Below are 21,454 nucleotides of genomic sequence, written 5' to 3'. Positions count from 1 at the left end.
AAGCCCAAAAATCATCAAGTCAAATGCATGAATACCATTTTTAATAAATCGGCTCGAGTGAAGGGCTTGGTTAGATATCCAGATGCACCTACAAGTCTTGCTTTGACTTTGTCAACAATTCCCTTACTACCAGTAACCATAATAATGGGAGTTTTCTTAAACATGGAATTATTACGAATAATTCGGCATAGTTCATACCCATCAATTCCTTCCATGTGCAAATCTAAAAGAATCAAGTCTGGTTTGTAGCGAATGATCAACATCACAGCTTTAACTGGGTCATTAATCGTAATCACAGAGAAATTTTCATCTTCCAAGAAACGACTAATTTCTTTGAGAAATGTGGGACTGTCATCTACCGAAACGATAGTATAATTCTTTTTACCAGTATTTTTTGCGTGCTTGCCTTTTCGAGAACTATTGCTTGGTTTAGTTACTGTAGTAGAATATTTAATATTTTCTTCTTTTGAAGGAGAAGGTTGAACTTCTTCTTCATTGGTAACTAAATTAGTAATAGGTAAAATTACATTATTAATGGGAGTTACTTTATTTTGTAATTCCTTTATATTGACAACTTGATACTTATTCAATTGATGATGATAAATTTGTGCTTTTAATCTTTCATCAAAAGTTTTTGGTAAATTATCAAAAGGAGGATCTGGTTCGTGTAATAAAATTGAACCATTAAGAATGTAGGGATACAAACTGTGGGTTAACTGTACTTCATCTTGGTTCATAATTACTGCAAGATGTCGCAAGCTAAACCCTTTCATCCAGTTAGCTAATTTCTGTTGAATTCCTGGTAAATTTCCATGATTGCCATCAGCCTTCATAAATAAATAGGGGCGTTGAAAGGGAGATGTAATTTGGGGAGCAAAGGACCGCCAATGCTGTAATCTCTCGTGTGAATAGACAAGCAACTTATCTATACTCAGCTTACTTAAAACTGGAACTATACCATCAAAAAGAGTCAGTTCATATTTACCTTCTTTGATTAAAAGAAATGACTCTATAACTTCTTTAACAAGTTCTTGAATGATTAAAGCTGCTTGTTTCGGTTGTAGATATTTTTCGCTTACCAACCAAGAAATGGCTTCATATTCTGGATGAATTAAAGGTGGAATGTGGGTCTCTGATTCGAACTTCAGCCGAACTTGTGCTCTTAATTCATTATCTAAGGTGGGAACTTGATAACTCAAACGACGCAGATGACGTTCCAACCTATCAAAAGGTTCTACAGAATGAGTTGCGTAGATAATTTTCCCGTTTTCGATATAAATCGTCCAAGTAACTGATTGACTGAATGCTTGCAAACAAACATTTTCAGAGGCATTCGTTAGGTGTCTTAGCAAGCTCGGCGGACGCAGTTTCGTAAATGTACCTAAATTTTTCATCTACTTAAAGGTTATGATTATAACTACAAAAAAAGCCAAAAAATATACATAGCTACGAAACAGGACTTTGCGTTTCCAAACATCACAAATAAACACACTATCCACAAACGCACCCACAATAAAAGTTATATCCGATTATCTTTTTAACGGCTCGTTCCCACTACTAACTTTGTTAATTTTCAATTTTTTTTAAATGTAAATACTTAAAATTATATTTCTGTAGTACTCAATCTGGCTATATGAATTCCAGTTAATTAGTTCATGCAAAATCAGTCTTTTCTACACAGAATCTTTAAATACATGTATGAACTAAGTTGTGAGGCTATTGTATTCTATATTTGTGTATAAATTACCGTGAATACACTATCAGAGAAAGTAAATTTATCTGTACTATTCACTTTTATACAAACATATTTTCATTAAGATTTCTTTAAAGTGTGAGGTATTCCTGTAGTATTATTTTTTTTTAATGAAAAGTAAGTTAATAAGGGACAAGCACCAAAAAGATTTCATCAGATTGGGGCTTTGAAATTATATACTTTTATCTGAAGGAAATTAAGCTTTGGAGTTTAATATAGCAGCACAAAGTTATGCTCGACACATTAAAACTTGATGAAGTAGTTGAATTTGCTGAAAATCCAGAGCCACGTTGTCCTTGTGTCTTGTTACTAGATACATCTGGTTCGATGCAGGGAATGCCTATCGAAGCTCTGAATCAAGGTCTGCTCAGTTTCAAAGATGAGTTGACTAAAAGTTCTTTGGCGTCCAGAAGGGTCGAAGTAGCTATCATAACTTTTGATAGTAATGTAAATGTCGTCCAAGACTTTGTGACTGCCGATCAATTCAACCCACCCATACTTACCGCTCAAGGACTTACAACTATGGGGTCAGGGATTAATAAATCCTTGGATATAATTCAAGAACGAAAAGCTCAATATCGTTCTAATGGTATTGCCTACTATCGCCCTTGGGTTTTTATGATCACAGATGGGGAACCCCAAGGTGAGATGGATGATATCGTAGAGCAGGCGTCGCGTCGCTTGCAAGCGGATGAAGCAAATAAACGCGTGGCATTTTTCACTGTAGGTGTTGAAAATGCTAACATGACGCGTTTGAACCAAATCTCTGTACGTACACCTTTGAAACTAGAGGGCTTAAATTTTGTAGAGATGTTTGTGTGGCTTTCAGCTAGTATGTCGACGGTATCCCAATCAAAGGTAGACGAGCAAGTAGCACTACCACCTATTGGTTGGAACTCGGTATAACATCAAGTTCGCGACGACCGAATGCACCCACAACTGTTAGAAAACTGTTTATGGAAATTTCGGAGCAAATACTTAATTGGCGGGTAGTTGCTGCATCGGTATGTGGTACTAGTCACGTAAAGAACAAGCAGTTGTGTCAAGATGCTCATCATTGGCAATTGTTGCCAGATAATATCTTGGTAGCAGCAGCGGCAGATGGTGCTGGTTCTGCAGTCCAAGGTAAAGTTGGAGCAATGATTGCTGTAGAAACTGCAGTCGAGAGTATCTCAAACAAGGAGATTACTCAAGAAACACTGATTGATGATGCGCTAGTGCGATCGGTTTTGGCAGAAGCAATGCTTTCAGCAGCAAAAGCTGTGGAGGAAGAAGCAGTAGCTTGCGAGAAGCAGCCAATGGATTTGGCGACTACTTTGATTATTATGATTGCTACGCCCGAACTTGTTGCTGTGGCGCAGGTGGGTGATGGTGTAGCAGTAGCAAAAGATGAAGGGGGTAATTTACTAGCGCTTACCATCCCTGATAACGGTGAATATATAAATGAAACCACATTTTTGACCTCTCCAGCTGCGTTAAAAACTGCACAGTTGAAGATCTGGCGTCAACCGATAGTAAATGTTGGCATGATTACAGATGGGTTGGAAATGTTAGCCATGAACATGGCTGTCGGTGCACCTCATAAACCTTTTTTTATGCCATTATTTGAGTTTGTCGCCAATGCTCAAGATAAGTCTGTCGCTCAAGAACAACTAGTCAAATTTTTACGCTCGGATAAAATAACCCAGCGTACCGATGATGATTTAACTTTAATCATAGGTGCATTGAGAGACTAGGTAGTTTTTGAACTATGAGAATAATCTATTTTTTATCTTCTGTTTAAACCAAATCATATCATGCAGGTACTACGTCGTCTTCCTGACAATAAGAATATTTCGATTAATCTCACAGTCAGTTTAGGACGTGGTGGGGAAGCTTGTGTTTATGCTGTACCCACAGATAGCAGTTCGGTGGCAAAAATTTATCATAAACCAACCGAAGAGCATGGGCACAAGCTTGAAGTAATGATTGCCCACCCCCCAGACAACCCCACGGCAAGTTTGGGGCATATTTCTATTGCTTGGCCTACCGAGGCATTATATTCAAGCCATGGGAATGATCGGATTGTTGGCTTTTTGATGCCACGTCTGAGAGGAATGCGCCCAATTATCGATTTTTATAATCCCAGAACGCGACGACAACATTGTCCTTTATTTAATTATCAGTATCTGCTCCGTACTGCTCGTAATATGGCAGCAGCATTCGCGTCATTACATGCAAGTGGTTATTGTATTGGCGACGTTAATGAGTCAAATATACTTGTGAGTGATGCTGCTTTGGTTACAGTGGTTGATACCGACTCATTCCAAGTTTCAGACCCCAGCCACAAAACTGTTTATCGCTGTAAAGTAGGTAAACCGGAGTTTACTCCACCAGAACTACAGAATAAGAACTTTAGTCAGCACGAACGTAGCGAAACTCATGATTTATTTGGGTTGGGAGTGTTAATCTTTCAGTTATTAATGGAAGGAACACACCCATTCTCCGGTATATATCAAGGTACTGGAGAACCTCCGGCTTATGAAGTCCGTATTGCTGAAGGTCATTTTACTTACAGTCAAGGACGGAGAGTCCCATATGTAGCTACCCCAATTGCACCAAACTGGGAAATTCTCCATCCGACTTTACAGCAACTATTTGTTCGTTGTTTTGAAGATGGTCATTACGACCCCAAATTACGTCCTAGCGCTCAACATTGGTTATTAGCACTTGCAGAAGCGGAAGAAGCTTTAGTTACTTGTTCTAGTAATCCTCAACATATACATAGCAACCATTTACATAAATGTCCTTGGTGTGAGAGAACTTCACGCTTGGGAGGACGCGATCCATTTCCATCACCAGAAGCAATTGCGGCTAAGGAGCATCTAAAACCTAGAATTAAGTCTAAAAGACCTTCCTATCAGCCTCAGAGGTTACCACAGAATACCATTCCTTGGAAGGCAACAAACTTTCCTCAAAGGGGAAGTGCTCAAAATGTTCCTTATTATCAACCAATCAAAAAGCGTCGCCTATATCCAATGATGTTTTGTTTGGTTGGCTTTGGTCTTTTAGGTTATCTGGATTGGATGATAAAACTCACTAATCGTCCATTTATTTCTCAGAGTGCTTACACGCAACAAGTTTTAAAACAAACTCAAGCTGCAGCTAACAATTATACTTTTGATGACTACTACAAGCAGGGTCATGCTCTGTATAAAATTCGAAATTATCAAGAAGCCGTAGAAAAGTTTAGTAAAGCAATAGAGAAAAAAAGCGAGCATTCTAAAGCTTATGTGAATCGAGGGAATGCTCATTATAACCTCAAAGAATATCAAGCAGCTTTAGCAGACTATAACAAAGCAATAGAAATTAACCCGTCAGAAATTAAAGCCTATGTCAACCGGGGTAATGTTCATCATATGCTGGCTGAATATAGCACCGATCCTGATGAAGAATATAAGCTAGCGATCGCAGATTACGATCGGGCATTAAATATAAATCGTAAAGATGCTGAAGCATTTATCAGACGGGGAATAGTACGTTCCCAGATGGCAAAATATAGTGGGGATTCACAAAATGATTTTAAGAAAGCAATCAATGACTTTAATTACGCGATAAATATTAATCCAAAACGAGCAGAAGCATACTATCAGCGTGGTTTACTCCGCTATCAAATTGCACAATATAGTAGTAGTTTTGAGTCTGAGTATAAACAAGCCATTAATGATTTTTCAAAAGCCTTGCAAATTAACTCTCGTTTGGCAAAAGTTTACTTAAAACGTGGCGTCGTTCGTTATGAACTTGCACAATATGGTTTAGCTAAAACGGGTAAAAACCATAAGAAGGCAGTTGATGATTTACAAAAAGCTGCGAAGATTTCCTTAGAACAGGAAGATATGGATAATTACCAACAAGCACTGAGCAGTATTTGTGTGGTTCTAGAAAATAGATGCGATACTTTCTTCCAAAATAGTAACGTACTTGGTAAAAGTAGCTAGTCAAAACAGTTTGTGAGAATCTTACTGCCACTCGTATATTCTCATGACATTTTCATGGGTGCTTTCTATTCATTAGAATTTTTATTTCATAGTTCAAATATTAAATATTTTAGGTGTTCGGGATAAAATTTATGTAACAATATTTTTTTGATTTGAATGCGACAGAGAGAAGCTATATCAGCAAAAGTTAAAAATAAATTTAGATAATATTTCAACATCTTCCGCTTCCCTATTTTGGAAAGTGGATTTTTAATAGATTTTGTTTTTCTTTAGAAATTAGATATATACTTACAATTTCAGGTTAGGAAATTTCCTTTTCCCTGCTCCCCATTCCCTTCTTCGCAAAATATAATGTCCTAAGCGAAAAACATAGCAATACACGTGTAACAAAGTTTTCTATTACTTGATGTATAAATAGGGCTTTAACCCTTAGTTAAACAAACTTTAGTGTTTCTCAAAGTACCTTGCAATAAAAATAAATATAATGATGTATGAGAGTTGATTTTGACTCTTAGCAAGGGATTAGCATGACAGCATCAATTGTTGCCAAGGCAAAAATATAACTAAGTATTTTTTATATTACCCAATTATTGTATAAGAATATTAATACAAAATCATTTTATACATTTCAACATTTTTTCTTAAAAAATACCTATATATTTCGAGCTTAATTAAGTACTTCAGTGTTAACATCATATGTATTATATTTTTAGTAAACTTTTTCTATTTTTTACACGCTGAACTATTTTATTTACCTTTTCTTTATCCCTGTGGATAATAATATAGTTAAATTTATTACTAACAAAATTAATATTTATTTTTGTATTGTAATAAAAATAAGCAGTTTTATACTAACCTGCTCAACATGCAAATAAAATTAGAGGTAGTTTTATGAAGGTAGTAATTTTAGCAGGGGGTCTTGGTACTCGCCTCAGCGAAGAAACTAGTGTCAGACCAAAACCAATGGTAGAAATTGGTGGCAAACCAATTTTGTGGCATATAATGAAAGTCTATTCAGCCCATGGCATAAATGATTTCATTATTTGCTGTGGTTATAAAGGTTACGTCATCAAAGAGTATTTTGCGAACTACTTCTTGTATATGTCAGACGTGACTTTTGATATGCGTTACAACCAGATGAATGTTCACTCTGGTAATGCAGAACCTTGGCGAGTTACTTTGGTAAATACTGGCGACACTACGATGACAGGCGGACGCTTAAGGCGGGTCAGAGAACATCTTGGTAATGAAACTTTCTGTTTTACCTACGGTGATGGTGTAAGCAATATAAATATCACAGAAGCAATTAATTTTCACAAACAACAAAATACTTTAGCAACATTAACGGCAGTTCAGCCACCAGGACGCTTTGGTGCTATTGTCTTAGGTCAAGAACAAACAAAAATTACCAATTTTCGTGAGAAACCGGAAGGTGATGGAGCGTGGATTAATGGTGGGTATTTTGTATTAGAACCAGCAGTTATCGACTTAATTGCTGATGATAGTAGCGTTTGGGAAAGAGAACCATTAGAAAAATTGGCAGAAATGGAACAGTTGTCTGCCTATAAACATTATGAATTTTGGCATCCGATGGATACCTTAAGAGATAAAAGATATCTTGAGGGGCTGTGGAATAATAATCAAGCTCCCTGGAAAATATGGTAACCGATACAAATAATTAATTCATTATCTGAGTAGGGATTGGGAATATTAAATAAGCAGGGGAGTAGAACATTAATGTACGATTTTGCAATTATTGGTGGTGGGATTGTCGGTCTATCCATCGGTATGAAATTAAGCCAAACTTACCCAGAAGCAAGTATATTAGTTTTAGAGAAAGAAAATCAATGGGCTGCCCATCAAACTGGCAATAATAGTGGCGTAATTCACTCTGGTATTTATTATAAACCTGGAAGTTTCAAGGCTAAATTCAGTCGAGATGGTTGTCGTTCAATGGTTGAATTTTGCCAAGAGCATAATATTGACCATGAAGTTTGTGGCAAAGTAATTGTTGCAACAGATAGTTCGGAATTACCCCGTCTGGAAAATCTTTACCAACGCGGTGTAGAAAATAGTATTGAAGTCAAAAGAATTAGTCCACAAGAAGTTAAAGAATTTGAACCCCACGTTAATAGTGTTGGTGGAATATATGTAGCATCAACTGGCATTGTTAATTACAAGCAGGTCTGCTTGAAATATGCCCAAATAATCGCAGAGGGTGGTGGAGATTTACGTCTTAACACCAAAGTTCAAAAAATCTTAACTCGGGGTAATTCTCAAGTACTTGAAACTAATAATGGTGCATTTGAAGCGAATTTTATAGTTAACTGTGCTGGTTTATATAGTGATCGCGTCGCTAAGCTCGGTCACGTCAATCCTCAAGCTAAAATAGTACCTTTCCGCGGAGAATACTATGAGTTAACTCCAGAAAAACGTTATCTAGTCAAAGGATTAATTTACCCAGTACCAAATCCAGATTTTCCTTTCTTGGGTGTACATTTTACCCGCATGATAGATGGTAGTGTTCATGCCGGTCCCAACGCCGTTCTTAGCCTCAAACGTGAGGGTTACAAAAAATCAGACTTTAGTTTACGTGATTTTGCTGAGGTAATGGCATATCCTGGCTTCTGGAAATTAGCAGCCAAACATGCAGATGAGGGCATCAAAGAAATTATTCGCTCTTTCAGTAAAGCGGCTTTTGTGCAAAGCCTGCAAAAATTAATTCCTGAAGTTCAAGCACAAGATGTGATTCCAACCCATGCAGGGGTTAGAGCTCAAGCATTAATGGGAGATGGGAAATTGGTGGATGATTTTTTGATTGTTCAAGGTCAAAATTCAATTCATGTTTGCAATGCGCCTTCACCTGCTGCAACTTCTTCTTTAGAAATAGGTAAAGCCATTGTAGAAAGGATTAAAGAACAGTCTTCGTTACAGCCTGTATTGAGTTAATTCTCTCGTAAGTATTGCTTGCGTCTGACAAACAAAAATTGGCGCAGGCACATCTAAATGATAAGTGGGTAAAATAATTTTTAATTATACATCTATTACATCATTAATAGCAAGTTTGGGAGATAGTTTATTGGCACAACAAAAACAGCTTAATTGCTTGTTGTAAAACTATATTGCCTGGAGAAAAATATCATTCTATTCGGCTTGCTGATACCAGTTATTGCTTATGTAGTCAGTGTTATGCAAACACACTTTCTGAAACTTTTATCAAGAAACATGGATTGTAAAAATTGTGTCAATAAATACTATTAACATTTAAAATTTGTTGACATATGGGTCGACTAAAAGTTAGTCTAATCGCCAGGTAAATAGCTTGACAAAAGCAAAAATAGAACTGAACAAATTAACTAATAGGAATTGGTATCTATGAAAATTCTTGTCACTGGAACCGAGGGTTACCTAGGGTCATTATTACCTCCTTTATTATTAGAAAAAGGTCATGAAGTAATTGGTGTAGATACCGGTTTTTATAAATCTGGTTGGTTGTATAACGGTACTACACTAACAGCCAAGACCTTAAATAAAGATATTCGCAATATAACCAAGGAAGATTTACAGGGTGTAGAAGCAGTAGTCCATATGGCAGAGTTGTCCAACGATCCAACTGGACAACTTGCGCCAAACATTACCTATGAAATTAATCATAAAGGTTCTATTCGTCTTGCTGAATTAGCAAAATCAGCTGGGGTGCGTCGATTTGTATACATGTCTTCATGTAGTGTTTACGGGGTAGCAACTGAGGGTGATGTCACAGAAGAATCTCCAGTAAATCCTCAAACAGCTTATGCGGAATGTAAAACTTTGGTAGAAAAAGATATCCAGCCAATGGCGGATGATAACTTTTCCCCAAGTTTTATGCGTAATGCAACTGCTTTTGGTGCTTCTCCTAGAATGCGCTTTGATATTGTTCTCAATAACTTAGCTGGTTTGGCATGGACCACCAAAGAGATAAAAATGATTAGTGATGGGACTCCATGGCGTCCTTTGGTTCACGCTTTAGATATATGTAAAGCTATTGTTTGCACCTTAGAAGCACCTAGGGATATTATCCACAATCAAATTTTTAATGTTGGTGATACAAGTAATAACTATCGAGTTAAGGAAATTGCTGAAGTTATTGCGAGTGTATTTAAAGGTTGTGAATTAAGCTTCGGCGATAGTGGTGGAGATAATCGTAGCTATCGAGTATCCTTTGAAAAAATTAATACTAAGCTGCCTGGTTTTAAATGCGATTGGAACGCTCAGCTTGGCGCTCAGCAGTTATACGATCTATTTCAGCAAATTGATATGACTGAAGACATGTTTCAATTTCGTGGCTTTACACGCTTAAAGCAGTTAGAGTATCTTATTCGCACTCAACAAATAGATGAAAATTTCTTTTGGAATAAGAAATAAGTATTAGTAATGTCCCAGGAACAGTGTTTAATGCTCTGAATCAGGAAATTTATGATTCAGAATAGCTGTGTGTGGCAAGATTGTTTGAACGAGAGGGAATAATAAACAAGGTTTTTTGTCGTAAAAAATGCTGACAGTTAATCATCAGCCTATGAATAAGGTTATTGATTATTCACCATTAACAAACAAATTCTTGAAACTAACAGTAATGCACTGTTTGCTGACTCGGCTAGCGAAATCATTGTTCTAACATAAATGCTCAGAAGTAAATACTCAGAAGTTTTATCTGATATGGACTTACTTAAAAAAAAACTTCATTGATTATTTATCTGTCTGGGTTCGAGGATAGTAGTTGTCTGTGACAGAGCATACGGTGGTAGCTTGTTTCAGACCAGTTTTTTATCAAGAATTAAACAGTGATGCTGTGAAAAATCTTTGAGTAATCTCGCTCACAGATTACTCAAGTGCTGAGTAGTTATTTTTGTGGTTGTCCTGATGAATAAATTATTAACAATTGCAATTCCGACATTTAACCGTGCGGAATTATTGGATAGACAACTAGCATGGCTGGCTGGTGCAATTAAAGGATTTGAATCAGAATGCGAAATTTTGATATCCGATAATTGTTCCACCGACCATACTGCCAAAGTGGTTGAAAAATGGCAATCAGTTTTTGAAAAGACTAATTTCATCTCCAAGCGCAACCAAGAAAATATTGGTGCAGTAAGAAACATCGCATCATGTATCCAGAATGCTACTGGTAAATATGTGTGGACAATCAGCGATGATGACAAAATATTTGATCAAACAGTTGCTTATTTAGTTAAGGTTTTAAAAAAGTCTGCTGATTTAGCATTAGTGATTTTAAATTTTTCTAAAAGTGATGCCAAAACCGGTCAAGTTTTTGAGCCGTATTGCTTTGATGTTGATAAAGATGAAATAACCAGTAATGGAATAGCCTTGTTTGAGAAGCGTTTGGAAGAAAGTATTGGCGGAGTAGGACTGACAACAGCTTTAGTGTATAAAACACAATTGGCACAACGTGCAATCGCTAAATGGGAAACAGGTCTGGAAAATCTAGCAGTTCAAATCTATTGGACAGCTTTTTGTGCGAGTCAAGGTACTGTTTGTCTTACTAAAGAGAATTACCTAGAATGTGTTGCTGGTACCCATTATTTTATGGAAAATCCCAAACTCTTAGTTACCCTAGAGTATGCCGATATTCCAGAAGTTTTAGCAAAGTTGCCAGAAATAGGTTTTTCTAGCAGTTTTAGTAGAAAAATGGTTCTGAGCAGATTGATTCACTTTAACTGGAGAGTATTATTTGGTGCTTTGAGAAGATGGCCTTTGATAGCTATAAAAGCAATGTTTACTTATTTATTTTGTGTTTATCAATGCACTTTGGGTAATATTTTCCATCCACCTTTAAACCCAAGACAACTCAACCTAGAAAATAACTAACACAAATTCACAACTTTTTACTTTATCTCAGACCAGGGTTTTATTAAACTTACAGTCAAAATCTAGAAAGCATCACAATCCCAATATTTACTGCTTGAGGTTAACCATGAAATTTACTGAAACAAAACTCAAAGGTTCATATATTATCGAATTGGAAGAGAAGCCAGATCATCGTGGTTTCTTTGCCCGTACTTTTTGCGCCAAAGAATTTGAAGAGCACGGACTCAAACCAGTAGTAGCACAGTGTAATTTATCTTATAACCATAAAAAAGGTACGATGCGGGGTATGCACTATCAAATTTCCCCTGCTGCTGAAACTAAGTTAGTTCGCTGTACTAGAGGTGCTATCTATGACGTTATCATTGATATGCGTCCAGAGTCTCCTACTTATCTGTCCCACGTTGGCGTAGAGCTAACTCAAGATAATCGTAAAGCTTTATATGTACCAGAAATGTTTGCCCATGGCTATCAAGCACTTACAGATGGCGCAGAAGTTGTTTATCAAGTAGGAGAGTTTTATACACCTGGTTACGAGCGGGGTCTACGCTATAACGATCCATTTTTTAACATTCAATGGCCTACAGAAGTGACTGAAATTTCAGAAAAAGATTCTAATTGGCCTTTAATGACAATGATGACAGTAGGGGGTTAGAAGTTAAATTTAAAGTTGTCACTTTTCAAACTCTTAGAAGTTATAATTCTTCACTCTGTTAATAGATCGCAGAAGTTTAAGCCAAATTATATTGCGTGCAGAAAATCAATAGATATAGTTGTTGCACAATCTCCGGATTATTTTATTAACTACCTGAATAGAAGAATACGATTTCTGCCATGGGTAGTTAAGATAAATCCTTTATTAAATTTATGGACGCGAAGTAAATTAACAATACTTATTGGCAACATTTCTTCTACGGATAAGTAAATTAATCTCAGTGAAAACTAAACGTTTCGGGAATGCCAATTTTCTATCTTGTCAACACTGTGCTCTTGTTAACGCTGAGCGTCCCCTAATATATTCCGCTACAACGTAAAATTATTGCTACTAAGAGTGTGAAGAATAATTTGTGAAATTTGTGAAAAATTAATCTTCTACGAAACTTAGAAAAAATATTAAATCCTAGTTAACTGGAAAATTAGTGTTTAAAGGAAATTCAAATCCATGATTATTGTAGATCGTGCTTTAGAAGCTCGTGCCGAAGAAGGTAATCCAATCAAAGTTGGGATGATTGGAGCAGGCTTTATGGGTAGGGGTATTGCCAATCAGATTGCTAACTCAGTTCCTGGTATGGAGTTAGTTGCGATTTCTAATCGCAGCATTGACGCAGCTAAACGAGCTTATTCCGAAGCAGGAATTGAGGATTTTAAGATTGTTTCTAGGGTCAGCGATTTAGAAGCTAGTATTGCTAATAACGGCTATGCGATCGCTGAAGATGCAATGTTGTTGTGCCGTGCTTCTGGTATTGACGCTTTAATTGAAGTTACTGGCGCAGTAGAGTTTGGCGCTCATGTAGTCATGGAAGCGATCACCAATGGCAAGCACGTAATCATGATGAATGCCGAGCTTGACGGTACAATTGGTCCCATCCTCAAAGTACATGCGGACAAAGCTGGAGTAATCCTTTCAGCATGTGATGGCGATCAGCCTGGGGTACAAATGAACCTTTATCGTTTTGTCAAAAGCATTGGTTTAACTCCCCTGTTATGTGGAAATATCAAAGGTTTACAAGACCCCTATCGCAATCCCACAACCCAAGAAGCATTTGCGAAACGTTGGGGACAAAAACCTCATATGGTCACTAGTTTTGCTGACGGAACAAAAATTTCCTTTGAACAGGCGATTGTTGCTAATGCAACAGGTATGAAGGTTGCTAAGCGTGGAATGTTGGGTTATGACTTCAAAGGTCATGTGGATGAAATGACCAACATGTATGATGTCGAGCAACTTAAAGAACTAGGTGGAATTGTTGATTATGTAGTTGGAGCGAAGCCTGGTCCAGGAGTATTTGTCTTTGGGACCCATGACGACCCCAAGCAACGTCATTATCTTAATCTATATAAACTAGGGGAAGGTCCACTCTATAGTTTTTATACCCCTTATCATCTGTGTCATTTTGAAGTACCAATATCTGTAGCTCGTGCTGTTCTCTTCCAAGATTATGTTTTAAGCCCCTTGGGAGGTCCAATTGTTGATGTAATAACCACAGCTAAAATCAATCTTAAAGCAGGTGAAACTTTGGATGGTATTGGCTACTATATGACATATGGACAGTGTGAAAACTCCGACACCACCCAAAAGCAAAATCTTCTTCCAATAGGTTTAGCTGAAGGTTGTCGCCTCAAGCGAGATGTCCCTAAAGATGCAGTACTAACCTATGAAGATGTTGAATTACCGGAAGGTAGATTGTGCGATAAGCTCAGAATGGAGCAAAACACTTACTTTGATTCTTCTAAAAACTTAGCAATGGCGAGGTAATAGCTGAAATTACTTTATATTGCTTTTTATCCCACTGTTGTGATTTGTTTGAAACTTGTGAGTAAATAAAAAACAAAAAGAGTCTCTTGCCTTTTTTCGGGGTATAGAGATTCTTTTATCCCTAATAAAAACTAAATTTTACTCTAAAGGAGACAGAAAAGTATTCTAAAACTATACTAATGTTGCGATCGCAGTCTAATGTATTTGATTTGCATTTACCTTATTTGAATTAGATCTACTAACGTTGCGTTCGGAATAATCTTGTAAATTGCTCATCATTTCCGAGCGAAAACAGTAAGGCAGTGTAGTGCAAAGTAATCAAGTTATGATGTTGGTTAAGTCTGAAAGCTATAACTCAGCAAACTTTTGGTCGTCAGTCCGTTAGGTGAAATTAGTCAGAGCCTGCGGCGTCGGCGGATCCGTTCCGCAGATAGCGAAGCTAAGGTAACGTCTCCGTAGGTAGCTTATAGCCTCTAGGCGCGGTTCATTCTGACCTGTGCGTAGCACCGTAGTTAAGTTTCCCCCCCAATAATAACACGGGTGCTGAAAAATAATAGGGTGGGTATACTCCTCAGGAAATATAGCAACCACGTAATAAGTTTAGGACATTGGTAAATCCCGCCGCAAAGCTATGATTTGTAAGCTTTTTGTCGCCGGAACCGCATCTTGTGATGTTAGTAATAGGCGCGGTTTATTTTTACTTTTTACTTTTTACTTGCGTGTAGCGCTATATCAGGTACTAACCTCAACTATAGTACAAGTGTTTTTAAATGGTGGAAATTAAGCACTTCACTATTGGCAAACTTAGAAACTTAAAATTTACCTGGACTATCTGTAAAGTACTTGATAGGATTAATCGTCCTAAATTAACTTTGTAACATTTTTATTCCAAGTTTTGTATAAGTTAATTGCCTTCATACTTAAACTTAAGAGGAGAGATATAAGAAATCCACTATATAAACCATCAGATCTTATTCTCTTAAAAAAGTAAGGCTTTGTGTATAAGAGAACTTTTATTAATGCGTAAGTTTTAAAATAAACTTATCGAATTAGTTAAACCTACATTCCAGGTATGTAAAAAATGCAAATCAATATTGTTAATCGCATTACAGATAGCGTCAACCTAGTCACTTCTAAAATCCAAGGTCGTATTGAAAGAAGACGAATAATATCTCTTAACCCACCTCAAAATCCGATCGGTAATGTACTGATCTCTTATATTCTTACTCCTTTCCTCTTAAAACCTGATGAGGAGATGCCATTATCCCACACTCACTTTTGGGAATGCTTGCAAATGGCAAAAACTTTTCTGGATATGGGTTATTGCGTTGATGTAATCAGATTTGACAACGATGTATTTATCCCACAAAAAAAATATGATTTTTTTATTGAGACTCGATGGAATTTACAACGAAGTGCACCTTACTTAGATCGAAATTGCATAAAAATACTCCATGCTGACGCAGCTCATCTAATATTTCATAATGCTGCAGAAGCTAATAGACTCTTACAATTACAACAAAGAAGGGGATTAACTTTAACACCCCGTAGGTTTGAGATGCCGAATAAGGCCATAGAACATGCTGATTGCGCTATCGTTCTAGGGAATGAATTTACCATAAGTACTTATAAATATGCAAATAAACCTATTTATAGAGTACCCATTTCAACGCCAGTACTTTACCCTTGGTTTGAAGATAAAGACTTTTCCACCTGTCGTCGACGTTTTCTCTGGTTTGGTAGCGGTGGTTTGGTTCATAAAGGATTAGATTTACTTTTGGATGTCTTTGCCCAAATGCCAGATTATCATCTAACCATTTGTGGACCTATTAGTAAGGAGAAAGACTTTGAGGCTGCTTTCGAAAAGGAACTTTATCAAACTCCCAACATCGATACTATTGGTTGGGTTGACATAAGTAGTAAAGAATTTTTGAAAATTCTTAACAGTTGTGTTGCTGTTATCTATCCTTCATGCTCGGAAGGAGGAGGAGGATGCGTCATTACTTGCATGCATGGAGGATTAATTCCCATTGTGAGTTATGAATCGAGTGTGGATGTGAATGAAGATTGTGGGATTGTATTGCCAAATTGTTCTTTGGAGGAAATTAAGAACGCAATTCGTACCCTTGCAGATTTTCCAACCCAAAAACTAGAAGTAATGGCAAGAAACTCTCGAGAATTTGTCAGAGAACACCACACTCAAGAAAATTTTGCTCGGGTATATTCTCAAACTATTGAGCAAATTATCAAAGACCGCACTCCGAAAGAACAGCTAGCCAGTTATGTCTAAATTAACCTTGAAAAATCGGCTACAAATATTCACAGGAGAAGTAATTCGCAATATCAACTCAAAAGTACTTTTCCTGACCGCAAAATTTAAAAGCCAAAGAATTAAGGCTAATAATAAAACAGCTATTGTATTTTCTCCACATCAAGATGATGAAAGTCTTGGCTGTGGAGGTACGATTGCAATTAAGCGCTCTTTGGGGGTGCCCGTCAAGGTAGTTTTTCTGACTGATGGGCGCTACGGTAGACCAGATTGGATCGAACCAGAAGACATTATCCAGTTTAGGCAAAAAGAAGCAGAAACTGCTCTTAATATTTTGGGAGTCGAACCATCTGATACATACTTTCTTGGCGAACCTGATGGTAGTCTTTCCCAACTGTCGGAATCACAAAGATATGACTTAATTTCTCGTTTAAGCGAAATTTTAAAATCATCGCGCCCAGAGGAAGTTTATGTGCCCCATTGTCAAGATGGTCACCCCGATCATGAAGCTACATTCGATTTAGTTTTTGCAGCGATCGCCCACTCCGGTCTGGAAACAGAATTATTCCAGTACCCAATTTGGGTATTTTGGCAAAATCCTTTAAATTCTAAACTGCATCGAGAAAATTTAACAAATGCATACCGTGTTTCTATCGCTGCAGTTAAAAAGCAAAAAAAACAAGCTATTGAGAGTTACAAATCCCAGTTAAGATACTTACCCTATGGAGTTTTGGCATCTTCCCTGAACTCAGAGGAAATTTTTTTTAAAAGGTAAACATAAATTATTCGAATAATTAACAAGACTTTCAGGAAAATTTATAAAGTCTTGTGGATCTACGTAGAGAATAGAGTATATCACTCAGTTAATTCAACTAGTTAAAACAATTAAATCTAAACCTCCATCTCTACATATATCAATCGATTATTAAACAAGTACTTGTATACCTTAAACCTATCAAGAACCCATGAAAATTGCTCTAGTACATGACTACTTAACACAAAAAGGTGGCGCAGAGCGCGTATTCGAACTCTTATGCAAGCGTTTTCCTGAAGCAGATATTTTTACATCTTTATACGATCCCAAAGCCACTATAGATTTAGGCGAACGGATCGTAAACACTACGTTTCTACAAAAAATTCCTGGTGCTGCGAAATATTTTCGAATGATGGCACCTTTGTACTTCCCGGCATTTCGGGCCTTAAATCTTCAGGAATACGATTTAATTATCTCCAGCAGCACTAGTTTTGCAAAAGCAGTACAAAAAAAACCAAATGCAAGGCATATCTGTTTTTGTCACAATGTAACCCGTTTTTTGTGGGATACTCAAACTTACCTTAGAGAATATGGAGATTATAGATATTTCGCACCTCTAATTGAAAAAATCTTTGACATGATGAGAAAGGTAGACTTGAAATATGCTCAAGAGCCTGACCTTTACATTGCTAATTCCAGCGTAGTAGCTCGTAGAATTAAAGAAATTTATGGCAAAAAAGCCATAGTTATTAACTATCCCATAGATACTAGCAAATTTAGTTTTTCGCAAAATAAAGATGAATACTATCTTGCTTCAGCCCGGATGATTAGCTATAAACGTCTTGATATAATAGTCGAGGCTTTTAATTGGCTGGGTTGGCAATTATTAATATCTGGGGACGGTCCCGAAAAAGAACGTTTGCAGTCTAAAGCTTTAGATAACGTTAAATTTTTGGGTCATGTTAGCGACACCAAGCGTACTCAGTTGTTCTCAAAAGCCAAATCCGTAATTATTGCTGCTTTAGAAGACTATGGACTAGTTCCTGTAGAAGCAAATGCTAGTGGGACACCAGTAGTTGCTTATGGAGCTGGCGGTGTTCTCGATACTCAAATCCCTGGCAAAACCGGAGTATTTTTTAAAAGACAAACTCCCGAATCACTGCAAGGAGCACTACTAGAAAGTAGAGAAATCTCTTGGAATTATGACAGTATTCGCAATCATGCAGTGAAAAATTTTTCAGAACAAGCTTTTTTTAATAAAGTAGAGCAAGTAATAGAACAATCTTGTAGCACACAAAAATCATTCACCTGATTTGTTCATTCAAGGATAGTAAACGTGATTCAAAACAGTCTGAATCCCAACTTAAATCCATCCCCTGAGCCAGAACCAGGGTACGGACAACTGTTTGCGATTTTAATTCGTAGATTTCCTTGGTTTTTAGTAGTGTTTAGTGCTTCTCTGGCGATCGCGGGCGCGATTACAGAAAGAACCCCTCCTAAATACAAAAGCTCTATGGAGCTGTTAATTGAACCTAATTATCAAGGAAAAGGACAGCCTACTGACGAAAATAAGTTTAGCGATCCATCAATTGAAGTAGATACGGCGACTCAGCTTAAATTGATGCAAAGCAGTGGACTTATTCAGAAAGCTGTTGATAGACTCAAGCCAAAATATGACGATATAACTGTAGAAGAAATCAAACAGTCTTTATCTTTAACTCAATTAAAAGAACCAGAAGATAATACTCGCACAAAAATTATCCAAGCAGAATATCAGGCAACTGATCGCAATAAAACTCAAGATGTACTATTTGCTGTTAAAGAGGTATATCAGAATTATAATATTGAGCAGCAAAGAGAACGCTTGCAAAGAGGTCTCAAAGTAATCCAAGAACAATTAAATCAAGCAGAAAGGGAAGTTGCTACCTCTCAAAAACGTTTAGAAAATTTTCGTCGGAGTCAAAATTTAATCAATCCAGAAGAGCAAGCACAAGCATTAGAAGATGCACTGAGAAAAATTCAAGCTGAACGGCGTACTACTCGCAACCAATACGAAGAAGCAAAAGCTAGTTTCAAGTCAGTGCAAGCACAACTTAATCGGACACCTCAAAATGCTTTGGTTTCATCTCGCTTAACCCAGTCTCCGCGCTATCAATCTTTGCTAAATGAGATCCAGAAAACTGAGCTAGCAATGTCTCAATTGAGCTTGCGCTTCACAGGTAATCACCCAGATGTAGTTAAGTTAAAAGATCAGCTTAGAGACCAAAAACAGCTTTTGCAACAAGAGGTTAGACGTGCTTTGGGGGGACAAACTCAAGGTGCTAGTGTATTGAAAGGTAATATATTAGACCAGGGTCAGTTGGGTCAAATAGATATAGATCTTGCTGCTAACTTAGCGCAAACACAGACAAATATACTAGCGTTAGCGGCACGAGATCAAAGTTTAGAGAAAAGAGAACGGCAATTGCGTAATGAGATTAAACGTTTTCCTGTTCTACTCGCAAAGTACAGCTTATTACAGCCACAGGTGCAACGAACACAAGAAAGATATGAAAATTTATTAAGAGCAAAGCAAGAGCTACGACAAGAGCTTTCCAAAGGTGGATTTAATTGGAAAGTTGTCGAGGAACCACAACTGGGTTATTTTGTTGGACCCAATCTCCGGCAAAATCTTTTATTAGGCGGGGTAGTGGGGTTAATATTGGGAGGTATTGTTGCCTTTGTACGGGAAGCTTCCGATGATGCGGTACGTACAACTGCAGAACTAGAAAAGCAAGCAGCCTTACCATTATTGGGAACTACTCCGAAATTACCCCCAGCAAGGCGTAAGGATTCGGTCATTAAATTACCCTTTGGTAGACCACAACTCCTTGCTCCTTGGACTATCCAAGTACTTCAATCACCTCCACGCTGGGAATCTCTGGATTTAATTTATAAGAACATAGAACTTTTAAATTCGGTTACTAATTTAAAATCGTTGATGGTTACCTCAGCCTTGGCTGATGACGGAAAATCAGCTTTGGCTTTGGGTTTAGCGATGAGTGCTGCACGTTTGCATAAAAGGGTATTGCTGATTGATGCCAATTTGCGGGATCCTAGTTTGCACAAACAACTTAACCTTCCCAATGAGCAAGGACTGTCTACTCTGCTTGCAAGCGACGAAAGTTTACCGGAACAAATTAAGATTCAGTCTTCTGGTTCCTCATTTATCGATATTTTAACTGCAGGACCACTTCCAATCGATCCGGCGAATCTGTTAAGTTCTCCTAGAATGGCACAATTAATGGCATCTTTTGAAGAAGATTACGATTTAGTAATTGTTGATTCTTCTCCAGTTTTAGGATTAGTTGATGCTTTGCTAACAGGTTCATCTTGTCGAGGAGCTGTGATGGTGACAAGCATTGGTAAAATAACAAGAAGCCAGCTTGCCCAGGCTACAGCAATGTTGAGCAAGTTAAATTTGATTGGCTTAGTAGCAAATGGAGTATCAAAAACCAGCAGTTCTTATATCCCATACCGACAGAATCAACAATTAGCGCTGGAGCAAGCTGTAGAAAAGATAGGAAATGGCAAATTTGAAAAAGAATTTTAGTCGCTTTTCCAAAAATCATTGCTGCCTAGAGACGTAGTATTTTGTGTAAGGTCTTCTGGGTGTTTTCAAAAGCTATTTATTTTACTTTGAATAGTTTAAGCTTAGGTTTTTAATCACCCTATATTCTGTAGATAAAATTCCCTTACAGAAATTTGATTATACTGGTAAAACAGATAGAATTGATTGATTAAATAACTAACAATATACACTCTAGGGGATTTATCTTTAGGGTCATTTCTAAATTTTATATTTGCGGCTGATTGTATAAATGTATTTTCAATTATTAATCAGTCGCTTTTTTGTCTAATAATACTTTTAGCTCTAAATATTTAAATAATGCAATATTTTTTATAGTAAATAAGTAGCTTTCTATTTTTTATTTACGCTCAAAAAATATTTACACTAAAGTTCCCCTTTGACGAAAAATGAAATCTATGTATAGCAATGGTTGCAGAGATTTAGCGCCCGTTCTTACTGGGTACAAATGAAGTGAATACCAATAAAATCTGTTGAGCTTTGTTGTATGTTTGTGCGTTCTATAATACAGAACCACAATTATTTCATATTTTCATACTTCAAATATTAAGAAAGTATTAAAATACATAGGTACACCATTTGAAGGATAAAATTCCCAAACCCTTATTTGTTAAAGCTTTGACCCCTGTTTAGTAGATATGCTCCGGGGTAACTTCAGTTTACAAATTGATAGACCTACTTGCAAACAAGTAGTTAGCTTTTCCTGCGATTCAAATTATTTGAGCTTATTAGTTT

The 21,454-nt window shown here is 37.0% G+C and carries 14 protein-coding genes; 13 read left to right on the top strand and 1 reads right to left on the bottom strand.

Annotated elements, in window-relative coordinates:
- Positions 1-14: 14 nt before the first annotated feature.
- Complete coding sequence (locus QNJ50_RS05905; RefSeq protein ID WP_300633141.1) at positions 15-1,394, bottom strand: response regulator; 1,380 nt, start codon at positions 1,392-1,394, stop codon at positions 15-17.
- Positions 1,395-1,984: 590 nt separating this feature from the next.
- Between QNJ50_RS05905 and QNJ50_RS05900 the strand changes: the two genes are divergently transcribed.
- The 13 genes from QNJ50_RS05900 (at position 1,985) to QNJ50_RS05840 (ending at position 20,683) form a co-directional block, all read left to right on the top strand.
- Positions 1,985-2,659 (top strand): VWA domain-containing protein, encoded by a 675-nt coding sequence (locus QNJ50_RS05900; RefSeq protein WP_027840267.1) that lies wholly within the window; start codon positions 1,985-1,987, stop codon positions 2,657-2,659.
- 50 nt (positions 2,660-2,709) lie between these two features.
- Positions 2,710-3,489, top strand: coding sequence for a PP2C family serine/threonine-protein phosphatase (locus QNJ50_RS05895; RefSeq protein WP_300633137.1), 780 nt, complete (start codon positions 2,710-2,712; stop codon positions 3,487-3,489).
- Positions 3,490-3,549: 60 nt separating this feature from the next.
- Entirely contained in the window at positions 3,550-5,730 is a 2,181-nt protein-coding gene (locus QNJ50_RS05890; RefSeq protein ID WP_300633135.1) for a tetratricopeptide repeat protein, read from the top strand.
- 891 nt (positions 5,731-6,621) lie between these two features.
- The gene (rfbF, locus tag QNJ50_RS05885) at positions 6,622-7,395 is read left to right on the top strand and encodes a glucose-1-phosphate cytidylyltransferase (RefSeq protein ID WP_300633133.1); all 774 of its coding nucleotides are present in this window, start codon (positions 6,622-6,624) and stop codon (positions 7,393-7,395) included.
- A 72-nt stretch (positions 7,396-7,467) separates the two neighbouring features.
- Entirely contained in the window at positions 7,468-8,679 is a 1,212-nt protein-coding gene (gene lhgO, locus QNJ50_RS05880; protein WP_300633131.1) for an L-2-hydroxyglutarate oxidase, read from the top strand.
- A gap of 426 nt (positions 8,680-9,105) precedes the next feature.
- Entirely contained in the window at positions 9,106-10,134 is a 1,029-nt protein-coding gene (locus QNJ50_RS05875; protein ID WP_300633129.1) for an NAD(P)-dependent oxidoreductase, read from the top strand.
- Positions 10,135-10,629: 495 nt separating this feature from the next.
- Positions 10,630-11,595 (top strand): glycosyltransferase family 2 protein, encoded by a 966-nt coding sequence (locus QNJ50_RS05870; RefSeq protein WP_300633127.1) that lies wholly within the window; start codon positions 10,630-10,632, stop codon positions 11,593-11,595.
- 106 nt (positions 11,596-11,701) lie between these two features.
- A complete protein-coding gene (rfbC, locus tag QNJ50_RS05865) occupies positions 11,702-12,247 on the top strand; it encodes a dTDP-4-dehydrorhamnose 3,5-epimerase (protein ID WP_300633125.1) in 546 nt (181 codons plus the stop codon).
- Between the two features lie 507 nt (positions 12,248-12,754).
- A complete protein-coding gene (locus QNJ50_RS05860) occupies positions 12,755-14,068 on the top strand; it encodes a Gfo/Idh/MocA family oxidoreductase (protein ID WP_300633123.1) in 1,314 nt (437 codons plus the stop codon).
- 1,081 nt (positions 14,069-15,149) lie between these two features.
- Positions 15,150-16,358: a glycosyltransferase gene (locus QNJ50_RS05855; protein WP_300633121.1), complete on the top strand. Its 1,209-nt coding sequence runs from the start codon at positions 15,150-15,152 to the stop codon at positions 16,356-16,358.
- Positions 16,351-17,112, top strand: coding sequence for a PIG-L family deacetylase (locus QNJ50_RS05850; protein WP_300633119.1), 762 nt, complete (start codon positions 16,351-16,353; stop codon positions 17,110-17,112). Before QNJ50_RS05855 ends, QNJ50_RS05850 begins: the two co-directional genes overlap by 8 nt.
- Before the next feature lie 190 nt (positions 17,113-17,302).
- The gene (locus QNJ50_RS05845; RefSeq protein WP_300633117.1) at positions 17,303-18,403 is read left to right on the top strand and encodes a glycosyltransferase; all 1,101 of its coding nucleotides are present in this window, start codon (positions 17,303-17,305) and stop codon (positions 18,401-18,403) included.
- A 24-nt stretch (positions 18,404-18,427) separates the two neighbouring features.
- The gene (locus QNJ50_RS05840; protein ID WP_300633115.1) at positions 18,428-20,683 is read left to right on the top strand and encodes a polysaccharide biosynthesis tyrosine autokinase; all 2,256 of its coding nucleotides are present in this window, start codon (positions 18,428-18,430) and stop codon (positions 20,681-20,683) included.
- Positions 20,684-21,454 lie beyond the last annotated feature (771 nt).

This window comes from Mastigocoleus sp. MO_188.B34 (genome assembly GCF_030065675.1).
In the GTDB taxonomy this organism is placed as follows: Bacteria; Cyanobacteriota; Cyanobacteriia; order Cyanobacteriales; family Nostocaceae; genus Mastigocoleus.
The sequence above is the reverse complement of the archived record's forward strand: the minus strand, read 5'-3'. Positions and strand labels throughout refer to the sequence as shown.

Coding starts and splice junctions, on each gene's coding strand:
- QNJ50_RS05905 (WP_300633141.1), bottom strand. CDS start 1,394: ATGAAAAATTTAGGTACATTTACGAAACTGCGTCCGCCGAGCTTGCTA.
- QNJ50_RS05900 (WP_027840267.1), top strand. CDS start 1,985: ATGCTCGACACATTAAAACTTGATGAAGTAGTTGAATTTGCTGAAAAT.
- QNJ50_RS05895 (WP_300633137.1), top strand. CDS start 2,710: ATGGAAATTTCGGAGCAAATACTTAATTGGCGGGTAGTTGCTGCATCG.
- QNJ50_RS05890 (WP_300633135.1), top strand. CDS start 3,550: ATGCAGGTACTACGTCGTCTTCCTGACAATAAGAATATTTCGATTAAT.
- rfbF (WP_300633133.1), top strand. CDS start 6,622: ATGAAGGTAGTAATTTTAGCAGGGGGTCTTGGTACTCGCCTCAGCGAA.
- lhgO (WP_300633131.1), top strand. CDS start 7,468: ATGTACGATTTTGCAATTATTGGTGGTGGGATTGTCGGTCTATCCATC.
- QNJ50_RS05875 (WP_300633129.1), top strand. CDS start 9,106: ATGAAAATTCTTGTCACTGGAACCGAGGGTTACCTAGGGTCATTATTA.
- QNJ50_RS05870 (WP_300633127.1), top strand. CDS start 10,630: ATGAATAAATTATTAACAATTGCAATTCCGACATTTAACCGTGCGGAA.
- rfbC (WP_300633125.1), top strand. CDS start 11,702: ATGAAATTTACTGAAACAAAACTCAAAGGTTCATATATTATCGAATTG.
- QNJ50_RS05860 (WP_300633123.1), top strand. CDS start 12,755: ATGATTATTGTAGATCGTGCTTTAGAAGCTCGTGCCGAAGAAGGTAAT.
- QNJ50_RS05855 (WP_300633121.1), top strand. CDS start 15,150: ATGCAAATCAATATTGTTAATCGCATTACAGATAGCGTCAACCTAGTC.
- QNJ50_RS05850 (WP_300633119.1), top strand. CDS start 16,351: ATGTCTAAATTAACCTTGAAAAATCGGCTACAAATATTCACAGGAGAA.
- QNJ50_RS05845 (WP_300633117.1), top strand. CDS start 17,303: ATGAAAATTGCTCTAGTACATGACTACTTAACACAAAAAGGTGGCGCA.